Below are 14,009 nucleotides of genomic sequence, written 5' to 3'. Positions count from 1 at the left end.
GGGGCCGCCGTCGGCCCTCCACCGCGGCCTTCACATCGCGCCGTCATGCGCCAAGCCAGGACCGGCATGGTGCCCGCAGGACCTTCCACCCACCATCCAACATCAGGGCATGTGAGTGTTTCCTGGTGGGTTGTTTGTCCATTCAGCCGGTGGACATTCCCTGGCATCGCGGAGTGTGTGTCTGGCGTTGGGTCGCGGGCGCGGTGCGGGGTGGTTCTTGAATCGGGCCTGGGCGTCTAGAGTCGCGGACGTGAGCTTCTTGCTGGAAGTGGAGCGCATCCGCCGCAAGGTGGAGGCGGGCGAGGTCCTGAGTGACGCGGAGATGGAGGTGCTGCGCGCGCGGGTGAGGGACGAGGACGGGCCGACGCCGCGCCTGGCGGTGGCGCACGCCCTCATCAACGCGGGCGCGGAGCGTGAGGCCCTGCCGCTCCTGGAGGCCCTGCGGCGGGACTTTCCCCAGCACGTCCCGGTGCAACTGGGGCTCGCCCGGGCGCTCCTGGGGTTGGAGCGGCACGGGGACGCGGAGGCGCTGCTCCGACAGGTGCGCGCGCGGGAGCCGGACGACCCGGAGGTCCTCAAGGTGCTGGCCGTGCTGGCCCTGCGCAGGGGCGAGATGGACAAGGTCCAGGCCTACGTGAAGGACGCGCTGGCGAGGGATCCGTTCGACGCGGAGGCGCGGCTGTTGAAGGAGGAACTGGAGGCCGCGGACCTACCTCCGCCGCCGGTGCCCCAGGAGCAGGTGCTCCGGCCGGAGTTCACCGCCGCGCTGGCGGGGGCGCTCACCCGGGCGCGCGTGGCGTTCCGTCGACAGGGCAAGGACCTGCTGGTGAAGCTGGCCTCGGGCGGAGTGGGGCGCGTGGACCTGGGCTCGCTGTACGCGGCCTATCAGGAGGCGCCGGGCACGCAGGGGCTGGCGGCCTATGTCGAGGCGCTGGCGGCGCGGCTGGGCGGACTGGACTCGGGGCTCGGGGCGTCGGATGCGGCGTCGCTGGAGGCGAGGCTTCGGCCCGTGCTTCGTCCGGCGGACTTCGCGGCGAAGGCGGTGGGGGCGCTGCACCGTGAGGGGCCCGCGGGGCTCTCGGTCTTCTATGTGCTGGAGGACGCGGACTTCGTGCGCTACCTGCCGGAGTCGGCGCTGAAGGACTCGGGCCTGACGGTGGAGGCGGTGGACGCGGCGGCGTGGAGGAACCTGGAGCCCGCGCCCGTGAAGCCCGTCATCATCGACCGGGGCGAGGTGCGGCTGGCGGAGGGCTTCTCCGGCCTGTGGGCGGTGGCTGGCGGGGATGGGCTGGACGGCGCGCGGATGCTCACGGCGGGGCAGCGACGGCTGCTCACGGACCAGGTGGGCGAAGGCGCGCTGTACGTGTCCCTGGTGCGGCGCGAGATGACGCTCGTCGCCAGGGCCTCGGATGCTTCGGCCCGAGGTGTGCTCGCGGAGCTCTTGCCGACCTCCGAGGGAATCGCGGGGCTGTTCCTGCTGACCGAGGAAGGGCTCTCCGCTGCTCCTGGACTCGAGGAGGGGCGTTCATGAGTGCGCCCTCCCCGGAGTGGGTCTCCGCCCTGCGGACGATGCGGAGGCTGTTCGAGCATGAGCCCACGGACAAGAAGAGCCTTGGACCCTGGGAGGACGAGGCCATCGCCCTGATGAAGCGACTGCGCTCCGTCCAGGCCTCCTTCGACCTGGAGGAGATTGTCTGGCACTACCTCATCGACGCGGACATCCGTGTGAAGGACGAAGGGTACGCGCGAGTTCAACGAAAAGGATTCGAGAGCTGGCTGAAGGACGCTGAGCGCGACCTGCCGCCAGAGTGACCCGAGCGCGAAGCCTCAAGGCTCGGAAGTCCGTCGTTCGGTGAATGGCGTGGGTGGGGCGAAGTGCCAGCCGCCTCACCCCGCGGTGGCGGACATCGGCAACCGCTCCACGAACAACACCTCGCGATAGCCCACGGTGACGAGCAGCGCGCGCAGCGCCCGCTCGGCGGAGTCACGCGCCCGCTGCTGCAGTCGCGTGTCCGCGCGCACCTCCCGCTCGAACGCGAGCCGCGCCTTCTCCAGCAACTGCGCCGTCTGATCGCTGTCCAGGTTGGAGTCGATGACCTCCGTCTCCCCCGGCCGCAGCGCCACCCGCACATCGATGGGCGGCATCACCACGTACACCTTCGTCCCCGCCACGTGCAGGTTCGACGGACCGAACCGCTGGAAGTCGAACCCCAGGTACGCATCCGCGAACACGATGGCGCGGCCGTGCGGATTCTGGATGGCGTGCCGCGCCCAGTTCATCACGTCCTTCCACAGCGCATCCGTCACCTGCGGCTCGGGCGTGAAGGACACCTTCTTGTAGAGCGCGACCTCCAGCGTCTCCAGCCGCGCCACCTCGCGCATCTGGCTCACCACGGACGCGGTGTCCGGCGGAGCGGGGATGCGGGGCCTGAGCAGCCAGCCGGCCCCCAGGGCTCCGGCCGCGATGCCCAGCAGGACGGCGAGGATTCGCGTGAGGTGCGTCATCATGGCCCCCGAGTTTATCCCCTTCCGCGCCGCCCGCGTCTGGGGCACCGTGCGCCCAGGTGGAGTCGGCACGCTGCTGGAAGGAGCACGTGTGGAGTTGTCGGTCCAGGAAGTGGAGGCGCTGGGCGCGCGGGGGTATTTCACGCGCCCGGCTTTCCTCGGGGATGAAGCAGCCCTCGCGGCGCGGGCAGAAGCGCTGGCGAGGGCGGAATCCGGAGTACTTCATGCCGCGGGCATCCGGAGAGGCGCGGACCGGACGCTCGACACCCGCGTGAGGGGAGACCTCATCGGCTGGGTGACGCCTGAGCCCGACTCGGCGCTCGGCGCCCTCTGGCGGCAGTTCGAGCAGCTCGGCCAGGCGCTCTCGGCGGGCGCGTACCTGGGCCTGGGACGCTTCGACCTCCAGCTCGCCTGCTATCCCGGCGGCGGAGCGCACTACTCACGCCACTTCGACGCCTTCCCCGGCAAGTCCAACCGCAGGGCCACGGCCATCTGGTACGCCAACCCGGACTGGCGCGCCGAGCACGGAGGCCTGCTCCGCCTGCACCCCGAGGGAGAATCCCCCGTGGACGTGCCGCCGAGGCTCGACACCCTGGTCGTCTTCCTGAGCGAGCGCATCGAGCACGAGGTGCTACCCACCCACGCCCACCGCCTGGCGCTCACCGCCTGGTTCTACGGTCGCGACGCGGGCTGACTCACAACGGCGGCGCGAGCAGCACGACGGAGTAGCCCACCGCCGTGCGTGTGCCCGGGTTCTCGTACGAGTGCTTCTGGTCTCCCCGGAAGACGACCACGTCCCCGGGCTTGAGCAGGAAGCGCTCGCCGCTGGCCACCAGCACCAGCTCGCCCGACTCACAGGCCAGGTACTCCCGGGTGCCCGGCGTGTGGGGCACGCCCGTGATTCGCACGCCCGAGGGCAGCTCCACCCGGTCGAACTCCATGCCCGGCAGCGGGTCCGGCAGCAGCTTGCGAAGCTGCCCCGCGCCCCGCACCCGCGTCGTCAGGCTGTCGCGCGGATAGTGCCGCGCGCTGGCCCGAGGCTTGGCCACCAACTCCTCCAGGGACACCTGGAGCGCGGAGGCCACGCGGTGCAGCACGGACAGGGTGGGGTTGGACGTCCCTGATTCCAGATTCGCCCACGTGGCCCGGGGCACTCCGGCGAGCTTCGACAGCTGGGCCTGCGTGGCGCCTCGCGTCTCGCGCAGCGTCCGGATGTTGCGGGCGAGCCGGCTCGGCAGGTCCTCTTCTTCCAGGGGCATGGGATGGCAATCTGCCAAAGGATTGGCGTGGACGCCATTTCATCAACGTCCCTTGGCTATCCCTCCCGGCAAGGAGGACATCCGAATGGACTTGAAGGGAAAGGCAGTCCTGGTGACGGGCGCGAGCCAGGGGCTGGGCAAGGCCCTGATGGGCCACTTCGCGCGTCGGGGCGCGCGGGTGGTGGGCGTGGCCCGGCACGCGCAACCGATGGAGGCCGTGGCCGAGGCCCTGCGCGCAGAGGGACTTGAGGCGCACGGGCTCGCCTACGACGTGGGCGACAAGGAGTCCATCTACCGGCTGGTGGGCGTGGCGGCGTCGCTGGTGGGGCCCGTGGACGTGCTGGTGCACAACGCGAGCACGCTGGGGCCCACGCCGCTGCCGCTGCTGCTCGACACCGCGTGCGAGGACCTGCAGCGCGTGCTCGAGGTCAACCTGGTGGGACCCTTCCGGCTCTCCAAGGCGGTGGTGGGCAACATGGTGGTGCGCGGGGGCGGGCTGGTGGTGACCATCACCTCCGACGCGGCGGTGGCGTCCTATCCGCGCTGGGGCGCCTACAGCGTCTCCAAGAGCGCGCTGGAGCACCTGGGCCGCATCTGGGCCGCGGAGCTGGAGGGCACAGGGGTGCACTTCCTCAGCGTGGACCCGGGCGAGATGGACACGCGCATGCACGCCGACGCGATACCGGACGCGGACCGCTCCACGCTCGCCCGGCCCGAGGACGTGGCCGCCCGAATCGTCACGCTCGTGGAGCGCCCGCTTCCCCCCAGCGGCTCCCGACTGGAAGCCGCGCGCCTGGAGGCCGCATGAAGCCCGCGCGCTGGCCTGGAGACCACCCGGAGGAAGGGCGGCTGTTGCACGTGGAGCCCCGAGCTCGCCGCTTCCAGGACGCCCACCTGAGGGAGCTGCCCTCGCTCCTGCGCGACAAGGACCTGCTGGTGGTGAACGACGCGGCCACGTTCCCCGCCTCGCTGCAGGGGCGCACGGCGGCCGCGGAGCGCATCGAGCTGCGCCTGCTGTCGCACGAACCGGACGGCACGTGGCTCGCCGTGCTCTTCGGCGCGGGGGATTGGCGCAAGCGCACCGAGGACCGCCCCTCGCCGCCCGTGCTCGAAGCCGGGGCGCGCTTCACCGTCGTGGGCCTTTCCGCGCGGGTGGTGGAGGTGCTGCCGCCCTCGCCGCGCCTGTTGCGCGTGGCCTTCGAGGACGACGGCGCCGAGCTCTGGTCCGCGCTCTACCAGGGTGGCCGCCCCGTGCAGTACGCGCACACCCTGGCGCCCCTGTCCCTGTGGCACGTGCAGACGGGCTACGGCGCCAGGCCCTGGGCCGTGGAGGCGCCCTCGGCGGGACTGCCCCTCACCTGGAACCTGCTGCTCGCCCTGCGCCGTCGCGGCGTGCGGCTCGCGTCACTCACCCACGCGGCGGGCCTGTCCTCCACCGGGGACGCGGTGCTGGACGCGGCGCTGCCCCGGCCCGAGCGCTCGGACATCCCCGCCGTCACCGTGGCCCAGGTGGAGGCCACGCGCGCGGAGGGAGGACGCGTCGTCGCGGTGGGCACCACGGTGGTGCGCGCGCTGGAGGGCAGGGCGGCGATGAATGGCGGAAGGCTCGTGGCGGGAGAGTCGGTGACGGACCTCCTCCTGGGGCCGGGCTTCGTGCCGCGCGTGGTGGACGGCCTGCTCACGGGCATGCACGAGCCGGGCACCAGCCACCACGCGCTGCTCCAGGCCTTCGCTCCACTGTCCCTGCTCGGAGACGTGGCCGCGCACGCGGAGGCGAAGGGCTACCTGGGGCACGAGTTCGGGGACTCGTGCCTCATCCTGGACACGTGAGGGCCCACGGCTCACTGGAGCTGCGAGGGCTCCAGCTCCACCTTCACCCAGCCGGGCTTGCGCAGGTCGAAGTTGCGGTAGGCGTCCAGCGCGCTGGCCATGGGCTCCACGTGCGAGAGGATGGCCGTGGGGTCCACCTCGCCGGTGCGCACCAGCTCCAGCAGCCGGGGGATGTACTTGCGGTGGTTGCAGTTGCCCATGCGCAGGGTGAGGTTCTTGTTCATCGCCGCGCCGATGGGGAACGTGCGCACCTGCTGCGGGTAGACGCCGATGATGGACAGGGTGCCCGCCTTGGCCAGGCCCTCCACTGCCCACTGGAGCACCTGCGCGGGCGCGTCGCCGGGCACCCAGTTGTCGCCGTCCGGGTTCGTCTTGGGCGCGGCCTCCTTCACCTCGCGCTTGTGCTCCGCCTTCTGCGCGTGGGCCTCCTTCGCCGCGGGGCCCGCGTGCGCGTGCACCGCGTCCACGCCCACCGCGTCGATGGCCCGGTCCACGCCGATGCCGTTCGTCAGGCGCAAGAGCGTCGCCACCGGCTCCTCTTCATCGAAGTTGATGACCTCCGCGCCCTGCGCCCGCGCCAGGTCCAGCCGGTCCTCGTGGCAGTCGATGGCGAAGACGCGGCCGGCGCCGAGGAGCTTCGCGCTGACGATGGCGAACAACCCCACCGGGCCGCAGCCGAACACCGCCACGGTGTCGCCCGGCTTGATTTCCGCCAGCTCCGCGCCGAAGTAGCCCGTCGGGAAGATGTCGGAGACGAGGATGGCCTGCTCGTCGGTGACGCCGTCCGGAATCCGCACCAGCCCCGCGTTGGCGAAGGGCACGCGCACCTTCTCCGCCTGCATGCCGTGGAAGGGGCCCGTCGGCGCGGGGCCTCCGAAGAAGGCCGTGCCCGCGGCGGCGCCGTTGGGGTTCGCGTCGTTGCACTGCGAATGGTAGCCCGCGCGGCAGTACACGCAGTTGCCGCAGGCGATGGTGGACGGGATGACCACGCGGTCGCCCACGTTGAAGTTGCGCACGTCGTCGCCGAGCGCCTCGATGTAGCCCACGCCCTCGTGGCCCAGGATGGTGCCCGGCTTCATCCCCGGCATCGTCCCGCGAATCATGTGCAGGTCCGTGCCACAGATGGCGCTCGCCGACAGCTTGACGATGGCGTCCGTGGGCTTCTCCAGCCGGGGCTCCTCCACGTCGTCGAGCCGGATGTCCCCAATCCCATGGAATACGATGGCCTTCATCGGACTGCTCCTTCCCCCGCCGGGGGCCCGTGTCTGGAAAGACGAAAGGGCCCGCCCGCGGACGGACCCACACGCCTTGCAGCGTGGGCATCCGTCCGGGTGGGAGCAAAGCGCGCACAGCCTCCTCTTCCGGCCAGCAGCCGGGGGGCCGTGCGTCAGCGTCCCGCGGTGTGGTGCACGTGGAAGGTGAGCTTGCGGCCGAAGACGCGGCGGAAGGGCACCACCTCGCGCTCCGCGTTCCACAGCTCCAGGTCCACCGGCTGACGCGCGTGCAGGTGCAGCGCCACGCCGTCACGGCCGTTGGTGGCGCGGAAGTCCTTGATGGGCTGGTGGTGGCTGTGGTCCAGCGAGTTGGCCACGCGCAGCAGGGTGGCGAGCTTGCGCACGGTGCGGGCCTCGGTGGGCGTCAGCCCCGCCATGCCCGAGTGCGCCAGCTCCGGAGGGCTCCTGCGGTGGTAGCGCGCCACACGGGCCACCAGCTCCCGCTCGCGGTCCGACAGGCCCGGGATGTCCGCGTGCCGGATGAGGTAGTACGTGTGCTTGTGGTGCCGCTCGTAGTTCACCGCGTGGCCGATGTCGTGCAGCAGCGCGGCCGTCTCCAGATACGGGCGCACCGACAGCGGCAGCTGGTGCAGGGCGGCCAGGTCATCGAAGAGCCGCAGCGCCAGCCGCGTCACCTGCTTGGCGTGCTTCTCGTCGAAGAAGAAGCGCTGGCCCATGGCGATGGCCGCGTCGGACAGGCTGTGGTCGTCCGGTGGGTGGTGCGCCTCCTGGCGGTAGAGCAGGTCCACCAGGATGCCGTCGCGCAGGCCTCGGTTGACGACGCTGACCGACTCCACGCCCAGGTACTTCGCCACGCCCTCGAGGATGACGGCGCCGGAGACGATGATGTCCGCGCGCTTGGGGTCGAAGCGCTTCCTGCGCCGCTCCACCGGCATCTGCGCCAGCGCCTCCACCGTCTGCGTGAGCTGGCGCACGGTGGCGTTGCCGCTGTTCTCCGCCGCGGCGAAGGACACCACCGCGTTGATGGTGCCCGACGAGCCGAGCGCCACCCGGGGCAGGTGCGGCAGCTTGGGCGGCAGCGTCTTGCCCAGCACCTCCGACACGAAGCCGCGCATCAGCCGCAGCTGCTTCGTCGTCACCGTGCGCGACGCGTCGAACACCTCCGTGAGCCGCACCGAGCCCAGCCCCAGGCTCCACAGGTTGTCGGGCCGCTCGCCCACGGCGGTGGCCACCTCCGTGCTGCCCCCGCCGATGTCGATGAGCAGCGAGCGGGTGCCCGGCGGCTTGCGGTGCAGCACGCCCAGGCAGATGAGGCGCGCCTCCTCCTTGCCGCTGACGACCTCCAGGTTGAGGCCCGACTCCTCGCGCACGCGGCGGACGATGTCCGGGGCGTTGCGCGCCTCGCGCAGGGCGCTGGTGGCCACCGCGCGCACCTGCGCCTTGTGACGGCGGCACAGCGCTGAGTACCGGCGCAGCGTGGAGAGCAGCCGCTGGGCGGTGGCCTCCGGCATGGTGCCCGTGGCGAAGACGCCCTCACCGGGACGGATGGGGTCTCGCTCCTGGTGCAGCGTCTCGAGCGCCCCGTCGGCATCCGGCCGGGCGAGCTCCAAGCGGACGGCGTTCGTCCCCACGTCGATGGCGGCGAGTACGGGCTGGAGGGGGTGGCGTCTTGGCATGGTCGGGCGTCAGCGCAGTGTAGAGCCCCCGGACGCCCCGCGCAGCACGTCATCGACGGGAGCGACCACTCGGCGGAGCGCTCCCCACTGCCCGTGTGACGTCCACGTGACGCCAGGGGGCTTCAGCGCTTGCGACGCCGGCCGATGAAGCTGGCGAAGCGCTCCGCGAAGCGCGCCACCGCCAGGCCCACGACGTCCAGCAGCCACCGCTGCAGCCCCGAGCGGCCGCATTGCTCGAGCAGCACGTGCCGGGACATCGCCACGTGCTTCTCCAGCCACAGCGCCGCCTGCGCCGCCACGCCGGGCTCCTCGGCCTCCACCAGCGTCTCCAGATTCACGAGCGAGAGCGGGTCCAGGTTGAAGCTGCCCACGAGCAGCGTCTGCCCATCCACCACCGCCGCCTTGGCGTGCAGCGTGGACGCGGTCCACTCGTGGATGCTCACGCCCGCGCGCAGGAAGGTGCCGTACAGCCGCATGGTGGCGGCCCTGGCGAAGATGACGTCGCTGCGGCCCGCGAGCAGCAGCGACACCCGCACGCCCCGGCGCGCCGCGCGCGTCAGCGCCCGCACGAAGGCCGCGTCGGGCAGGAAGTACGCGTGGGCGAGCAGCACCTCGTGCTTCGCGCCGTCGATGGCGGACAGGTAGCGCCTCCTCAGCCGGTGGCCTCCCGCGAAGCCGGACAGGAACAGGCGCACCTGGCCGGACGTCAGCGCCGCCGCGCCCGCGGTGAGCTTCTCGCCGAGCTGCCGGCAGATGTCGCCTCGCAGCTCCACCGCCAGGTCCGCCCACCCGGGCACGTCCCCCTTCGCCGCATACGCATCCCCGATGTTGATGCCACCCAGGAACGCCACCGTGTCGTCGACGAGCAATATCTTGCGGTGGTTGCGCCACGAGCGCCCCAGGCACAGCGACGTGAGCGGGTTGTACACCCGCACCTTCGCGCCCGCGGCCCGCAGCGTCTGGGTGAGGTACGCGCTGTTGCCGATGCTGCCCCAGCCGTCCACCACCACCTTCACCGACACGCCCCGCTTCGCCGCGGCGACGAGCGCGTCCACGAAGAGCGCGCCCACGCCCTCGCGCTCGAAGGTGTAGACCTCCAGGTGGATGCGATGCCGGGCGAAGGAGATGGCCTCCAGCATCCGGGGATACGCCTCCGTCCCGCCGTCCAGCAGCGTGCACCGCTCATCCTCCCGCTCCGGAGCGAGCGCTCCGGGGACGGGGGCGGGGACGGGCGACGGGAGGACGGCGGCTTCGGGACGCATCACCTGGCCACCCTACAACTCTCCCGGGCGGAGGGGGACGGGCCCCGGGTGGAAGCGGGGGACTTCACCCGTCGTGCTTGCGTGCTCCCTTGCCCTTGCCCTTGTGACGGCACTCGTCGCCGTCCCAGTACTGGCTCGGGTGGCACTGCTTGCTGTTGTGTTTGGACTTCTTCGACTTGGACGGACGGTGGTCGTGGTGCACGTCCCGGTGGACGATGCAGCCACCGAACATGCAGAGGGCGAGGAGGGGGGCGAGCAGACGAAGTGTCATGGTGTCGAGGGGGAAAGCGGGGGCCTGTGGACCTGGACCCGGCGGGTGTCGAAGCGGCCACGTGAGACATCGACGGTGCGCGTCCACTTCTGTACCCTTCGCACGTGCCTGCCGCGGAAAGAAGCGTGCGTCATCGCAAGATTGGCGCGTATCGAGTGCTCGGAGAGCTGGGCCGAGGTGGGATGGCCGTCGTGTATCGCGGCCTCCACGAGATGATTCAGCGCGAGGTGGCCATCAAGGAATTGCTGCCCGAGGGCAAGCGAGACCGCGAGACCCTGTCCCGCTTCCGTCGGGAGTCGCTCGCGCTGGCCGCCTTCCGTCACCAGAACATCGTCACGCTCTACGACCTGGTGGAGAAGAACGACAGCCTGTTCATGGTGATGGAGCTGGTGGACGGGCCCACCCTGCACACGCTCATCAAGGAAGGGCCGCTGCCCCCGGACGTCACGGGCGTCATCGCCGCGCGCATCGCCAGCGCGCTGGACCACGCGCACTTCCGGCACATCATCCACCGCGACCTGAAGCCCGCCAACGTCATGCTCACCAAGTCCGGCGACGTGAAGCTGATGGACTTCGGCATCGCCAAGGACGTGGGCCTGGAGGCCCTCACCCAGGCGGGCATGGCCGTGGGCACCCCGTCGTACATGTCCCCGGAGCAGGTGACGGGCGCGCCCCTGGATGGCCGCACCGACATCTTCTCGCTGGGCGTGCTGCTCTACGAGGCCCTCTCCGGCGCCCGGCCCTTCCACGGCAAGACGGCGGGCGAGGTCTTCGCGCGCATCCGCGACGGCAAGTACACGCCGCTGAACAAGGTGGCCCCCAACGTGCCCACGCCCCTGGTGCGCATCATCCAGCGCGCCATGGAGGTGAAGCCCGAGGACCGCTTCCCGGACGCCGCCGCCATGCGCCGCGAGCTGGACGTGTTCCTCGCCCAGGAGGTCCAGGTGTCGCACGCGGGGCTGCTCGTCGCCTTCCTGCGCCACCGCCAGAAGCTCACCGAGACGGAGGCGCAGCAGCTCTTGCGGCCCCAGGAGCTGGATGCGGCGGCGGAGGTCTTCGACACCTCGCGCTCGCGCTCCGGCGGCAAGCTCAAGTGGGCGCTGGCCGCGCTGGCGCTGGCGTCCGCCGCGGGCACCGGGCTCTACTTCACCCAGGCGCAGTGGGCGCCGCTCGTCCAGCAGCTCACGCGCTGACGAGGACAGGAGGCAGTCATGGGACGCATCGTCACCTTCGTGCTGGGCTTTGGAGTCCTCGTCGCCGCCGCGTGGTACGTCCTGCAGCGGCCCGCACGGACGGACCCCGAGGCCGCCGCCGCGCGGCGCCTGGAGAACGTGCACAAGGCCGCTGATCGCGTGGAGACGGACCTCAACAAGAAGGCCGACGCCATCTTCGACAAGGTGGAGTAGGCCCCACGCGTCCGGAGGGACGGCGCCTCGGGGCGACCGTCCACCCCGCCGGGTGCTTACGCCTTCTTCTTCTCGTGCGTGACGGTGACGATGGTGCCGATGCCACCGCGCACGAACCAGTCACCGACCACCGTCAGCTTGCGCGGCTGGATGGCCTTGATGATGTCCTCGGCGATGGTGTTGGTGACCTTCTCGTGGAAGGCCCCCTCGTTGCGGTACGCCCACATGTAGAGCTTCAGGCTCTTGAGCTCGATGCAGCTCTGGTCGGGGACGTACGTGATCTTGAACCGGGCGAAGTCCGGCTGCCCCGTGAGCGGGCAGAGGCAGGTGAACTCCGGGACGTCGAACGCGATTTCGTAGTCGCGCTCGGGCGCCGGGTTGGGGAAGGTCTGAAGGTCCTTGGTCGGCTGCGAAGGCATGGCGCTGTCGTCTAGCACACCATCGCTACGTGTCATCCACGACGTGGAGTGGGGCCTTTCGGGAGGCCCGCCGGGGGTTCTGTCGAGCCCTCAACGCGGCACCCGTCCACCAACGGGGAAAGCGGGGGGGCCCTCGGTTGCGCCTTCGCCGCGGGGTTCATAATCCCGGGAAGGCCCCCGCCACCTTCCCGAGCACATGACGCTTCCCCCTGACGTCGAAGAAGCCTTCTCGTGTCTCCCCCAGGCCCTGGTGCGCGTCGGTCCCGACCTGTGCGTCCAGTGGTGTGAGGCGAGCTTCGCCCGCAAGACGGGCCTGGCGCTGAGTCCCGGCCACAGCCTCCTGTCCGCGCTGGAGCAGGGCCGGAGCCTGGAGGCCATCGAGCTGGCCGTGCGCGAGGGCCGCGCCCACACCGGCCATGTCATCACCCGCGAGCTGCACCAGGTGCGCGTGCAGGTGAAGCCGGGCCGCGAGGAGGAGGTGCCCGGCGCCTGGCTGGTGGTGGAGCCCTCCGGCGTGGATGACGACGGGGCCTTCTCGCTGGCGGTGCGCGAGATTGCCCGCGCCGTGGGCGAGTCGCTGGAGGTGGACAGCGTCTGCGCGGCCGCGGTGGTGGCGCTGGTGAGGTGTGCCCAGGTGCGCCGCGCGGAGGTGTACCTCTGCGAGGAGGACGGCACGGAGCTGCGCCGCTCGGCGGTGTCGGACCTGGCGGGGACGGAGTCGCCGGAGGACTCGTTCGACCCGTCGGAGGACCCGTTCCACCAGGCGCTGACCCTGCGCCAGGCGCAGCTGGGCATCCAGCGCGGGTATGGGGACTCCTTGGGCTCCATCTTCGCGGCGGTGCCGCTGTGCGCGCCCCGGCGGACGGTGGGGCTCCTGCTGCTCTACAAGGAGCAGGGCACGTCCTTCTCCGCGAGGGAGCTGGAGCTGTGGACGGCGGCGGCCAACCAGCTCGCGGTGGCGGTGGAGAACGCGCGGCTCCTGAGGGAGGCGAAGGCGGCGCTCCAGGTGCGCGAGGAGTTCATGTCCATCGCGAGCCACGAGCTGAAGACGCCGCTCACGCCGCTGAAGCTGGGCCTGTACACGATGGAGCGAAGGCTCACGCTGGGGCAGCCGTTGGAGCTGTCCACGGTGCTGAAGTCCAAGCGCCAGGTCGAGCGGCTGGTGGGCCTGGTGGACGACCTGCTGGACGCGTCGAGGCTGGACGCGGGTCGGCTGGCCCTGGATTTGGCCCCGCTGGAGCTGGGGCAGCTGGTGGCGGAGGTGGTGGACCACTTCCGCGCGGCCTTCGAGCGCCCGTTCGCCGTGGAGGTGCCTCGCGAGCGGGTGTGGGTGCGAGGCGACAGGGACAGGCTGGAGCAGGTGTTGGTGAACCTGCTGGAGAACGCGCACAAGTACAGCCCGCCCGGGGAGCCGATTGTGGTGCGGGTGGAGAAGCTGGCGAGCGAGTCGCGCATCCACGTGCAGGACCACGGCATCGGGATTCCGGGCGCGGACCAGTCGCAGGTGTTCCAGCGCTTCTACCGGGCGCGCAACGTGTCGCACCGCAACTTCGGGGGCCTGGGGCTGGGGCTGTTCATCAGCCACTCCATCGCGAGGCTGCACGGGGGCGCGCTGACGCTGGCGAGCGCCGAGGGGCATGGGAGCACCTTCACCGTGAGCCTGCCGCGCATGCCGGCGCACGAGGTGAAGATGTTGCCCCGGCGGGTGCTGCTCCTGGACGAGGACTCGGCGCAGGAGGCGATGGCCGAGCGCGTGCTGTGCGCGGAGGGCTTCGAGGTGCTCACGGCGAGGGACGGGGCGGAGGCGCTCCGGCGGGCCACGCACCTGCCGGTGGACCTCATCGTGCTGTCCACCTCCGCGACGCATGGCCAGGCGGGGGTGTTCCTGGAGACGTTCGCCACGCTGCCGCGCGCGCGTCCGGTGCCGATTCTGCTGGCCGGGGATGCCCGGCCGTGGTGGGCGCAGGAGGAGACGTCCCTGTGCACGCGTCCGTACGTCGCCGATGAGCTGGTGGCGCGCGTGCGCAACGTGCTGACGCAGGAGCGGCGCAGGACGGCGACCGCGCCCCACGTCGTCGAGGAAGTGGCCCAGGTGGGCCTGCTGACCCGGGCCTGAGCCCGCTGAGGGGCCGCGTGGCCTCGCGGC

General features: G+C 71.3%; 15 protein-coding genes. 8 read left to right on the top strand and 7 right to left on the bottom strand.

Features of this window, described 5'->3' with window-relative positions; genetic code table 11:
* Positions 1-250 precede the first annotated feature (250 nt).
* Both AC6JA9_RS36005 and AC6JA9_RS36000 read left to right on the top strand, forming a co-directional pair.
* Positions 251-1,531, top strand: coding sequence for a tetratricopeptide repeat protein (locus tag AC6JA9_RS36005; RefSeq protein WP_497958497.1), 1,281 nt, complete (start codon positions 251-253; stop codon positions 1,529-1,531).
* Complete coding sequence (locus AC6JA9_RS36000; protein WP_408889164.1) at positions 1,528-1,812, top strand: hypothetical protein; 285 nt, start codon at positions 1,528-1,530, stop codon at positions 1,810-1,812. Before AC6JA9_RS36005 ends, AC6JA9_RS36000 begins: the two co-directional genes overlap by 4 nt.
* A 75-nt stretch (positions 1,813-1,887) precedes the next feature.
* Here AC6JA9_RS36000 and AC6JA9_RS35995 read toward each other — a convergent pair whose 3' ends face one another.
* Positions 1,888-2,505, bottom strand: a complete 618-nt coding sequence (locus AC6JA9_RS35995; protein WP_141325308.1) for a DUF4230 domain-containing protein — start codon at positions 2,503-2,505, stop codon at positions 1,888-1,890.
* Position 2,506: 1 nt separating this feature from the next.
* Between AC6JA9_RS35995 and AC6JA9_RS35990 the strand changes: the two genes are divergently transcribed.
* Positions 2,507-3,199 (top strand): 2OG-Fe(II) oxygenase, encoded by a 693-nt coding sequence (locus tag AC6JA9_RS35990; RefSeq protein WP_223782521.1) that lies wholly within the window; start codon positions 2,507-2,509, stop codon positions 3,197-3,199.
* Position 3,200: 1 nt separating this feature from the next.
* Here AC6JA9_RS35990 and AC6JA9_RS35985 read toward each other — a convergent pair whose 3' ends face one another.
* A complete protein-coding gene (locus tag AC6JA9_RS35985; protein ID WP_046718499.1) occupies positions 3,201-3,758 on the bottom strand; it encodes a helix-turn-helix domain-containing protein in 558 nt (185 codons plus the stop codon).
* Positions 3,759-3,849: 91 nt separating this feature from the next.
* Here AC6JA9_RS35985 and AC6JA9_RS35980 point away from each other — a divergent pair, with 91 nt between their 5' ends.
* Positions 3,850-4,572, top strand: a complete 723-nt coding sequence (locus AC6JA9_RS35980; protein WP_223782520.1) for an SDR family NAD(P)-dependent oxidoreductase — start codon at positions 3,850-3,852, stop codon at positions 4,570-4,572.
* Positions 4,569-5,594 carry an S-adenosylmethionine:tRNA ribosyltransferase-isomerase gene (locus AC6JA9_RS35975; RefSeq protein WP_497958496.1) on the top strand — a complete coding sequence of 342 codons (1,026 nt, stop codon included), beginning with the start codon at positions 4,569-4,571 and terminating at the stop codon, positions 5,592-5,594. The genes AC6JA9_RS35980 and AC6JA9_RS35975 overlap by 4 nt, the downstream gene beginning before the upstream one ends.
* A gap of 11 nt (positions 5,595-5,605) precedes the next feature.
* On the opposite strand, the gene AC6JA9_RS35970 is transcribed toward AC6JA9_RS35975, so the two are convergent.
* From AC6JA9_RS35970 to AC6JA9_RS35955, 4 genes are all read right to left on the bottom strand, one after another.
* Positions 5,606-6,826, bottom strand: a complete 1,221-nt coding sequence (locus AC6JA9_RS35970) for a zinc-dependent alcohol dehydrogenase (RefSeq protein WP_223782518.1) — start codon at positions 6,824-6,826, stop codon at positions 5,606-5,608.
* Positions 6,827-6,981: 155 nt separating this feature from the next.
* The gene (locus AC6JA9_RS35965) at positions 6,982-8,505 is read right to left on the bottom strand and encodes a Ppx/GppA phosphatase family protein (RefSeq protein WP_267699495.1); all 1,524 of its coding nucleotides are present in this window, start codon (positions 8,503-8,505) and stop codon (positions 6,982-6,984) included.
* A 122-nt stretch (positions 8,506-8,627) separates the two neighbouring features.
* Entirely contained in the window at positions 8,628-9,767 is a 1,140-nt protein-coding gene (locus tag AC6JA9_RS35960) for a phospholipase D-like domain-containing protein (RefSeq protein ID WP_223747178.1), read from the bottom strand.
* Between the two features lie 64 nt (positions 9,768-9,831).
* Positions 9,832-10,038, bottom strand: coding sequence for a hypothetical protein (locus AC6JA9_RS35955; RefSeq protein ID WP_223747179.1), 207 nt, complete (start codon positions 10,036-10,038; stop codon positions 9,832-9,834).
* A gap of 182 nt (positions 10,039-10,220) precedes the next feature.
* Here AC6JA9_RS35955 and AC6JA9_RS35950 point away from each other — a divergent pair, with 182 nt between their 5' ends.
* Entirely contained in the window at positions 10,221-11,231 is a 1,011-nt protein-coding gene (locus tag AC6JA9_RS35950) for a serine/threonine-protein kinase (RefSeq protein ID WP_426748993.1), read from the top strand.
* An 18-nt stretch (positions 11,232-11,249) separates the two neighbouring features.
* A complete protein-coding gene (locus tag AC6JA9_RS35945; RefSeq protein ID WP_141325293.1) occupies positions 11,250-11,444 on the top strand; it encodes a hypothetical protein in 195 nt (64 codons plus the stop codon).
* 56 nt (positions 11,445-11,500) lie between these two features.
* Here the strand turns inward: AC6JA9_RS35945 and queF are convergent, their stop codons facing one another.
* On the bottom strand, positions 11,501-11,863 hold the full coding sequence (queF, locus tag AC6JA9_RS35940; RefSeq protein WP_141325292.1) for a preQ(1) synthase: 363 nt from the start codon (positions 11,861-11,863) through the stop codon (positions 11,501-11,503).
* A 196-nt stretch (positions 11,864-12,059) separates the two neighbouring features.
* Between queF and AC6JA9_RS35935 the strand changes: the two genes are divergently transcribed.
* A complete protein-coding gene (locus AC6JA9_RS35935) occupies positions 12,060-13,979 on the top strand; it encodes an ATP-binding response regulator (RefSeq protein WP_223747181.1) in 1,920 nt (639 codons plus the stop codon).
* Positions 13,980-14,009: the final 30 nt, after the last annotated feature.

It is taken from the genome of Myxococcus sp. MH1, assembly GCF_059738865.1.
Note: the sequence above shows the minus strand (reverse complement) of the source record. Positions and strands in the feature narration are given on the sequence as shown.

What these genes read in the sequence shown, in the direction of transcription:
- AC6JA9_RS36000 (WP_408889164.1), top strand. Translation starts at nt 1,528, where the DNA reads ATGAGTGCGCCCTCCCCGGAGTGGGTCTCCGCCCTGCGGACGATGCGG.
- AC6JA9_RS35995 (WP_141325308.1), bottom strand. Translation starts at nt 2,505, where the DNA reads ATGACGCACCTCACGCGAATCCTCGCCGTCCTGCTGGGCATCGCGGCC.
- AC6JA9_RS35990 (WP_223782521.1), top strand. Translation starts at nt 2,507, where the DNA reads ATGGCCCCCGAGTTTATCCCCTTCCGCGCCGCCCGCGTCTGGGGCACC.
- AC6JA9_RS35980 (WP_223782520.1), top strand. Translation starts at nt 3,850, where the DNA reads ATGGACTTGAAGGGAAAGGCAGTCCTGGTGACGGGCGCGAGCCAGGGG.
- AC6JA9_RS35975 (WP_497958496.1), top strand. Translation starts at nt 4,569, where the DNA reads ATGAAGCCCGCGCGCTGGCCTGGAGACCACCCGGAGGAAGGGCGGCTG.
- AC6JA9_RS35970 (WP_223782518.1), bottom strand. Translation starts at nt 6,826, where the DNA reads ATGAAGGCCATCGTATTCCATGGGATTGGGGACATCCGGCTCGACGAC.
- AC6JA9_RS35965 (WP_267699495.1), bottom strand. Translation starts at nt 8,505, where the DNA reads ATGCCAAGACGCCACCCCCTCCAGCCCGTACTCGCCGCCATCGACGTG.
- AC6JA9_RS35960 (WP_223747178.1), bottom strand. Translation starts at nt 9,767, where the DNA reads ATGCGTCCCGAAGCCGCCGTCCTCCCGTCGCCCGTCCCCGCCCCCGTC.
- AC6JA9_RS35955 (WP_223747179.1), bottom strand. Translation starts at nt 10,038, where the DNA reads ATGACACTTCGTCTGCTCGCCCCCCTCCTCGCCCTCTGCATGTTCGGT.
- AC6JA9_RS35950 (WP_426748993.1), top strand. Translation starts at nt 10,221, where the DNA reads ATGGCCGTCGTGTATCGCGGCCTCCACGAGATGATTCAGCGCGAGGTG.
- AC6JA9_RS35945 (WP_141325293.1), top strand. Translation starts at nt 11,250, where the DNA reads ATGGGACGCATCGTCACCTTCGTGCTGGGCTTTGGAGTCCTCGTCGCC.
- queF (WP_141325292.1), bottom strand. Translation starts at nt 11,863, where the DNA reads ATGCCTTCGCAGCCGACCAAGGACCTTCAGACCTTCCCCAACCCGGCG.
- AC6JA9_RS35935 (WP_223747181.1), top strand. Translation starts at nt 12,060, where the DNA reads ATGACGCTTCCCCCTGACGTCGAAGAAGCCTTCTCGTGTCTCCCCCAG.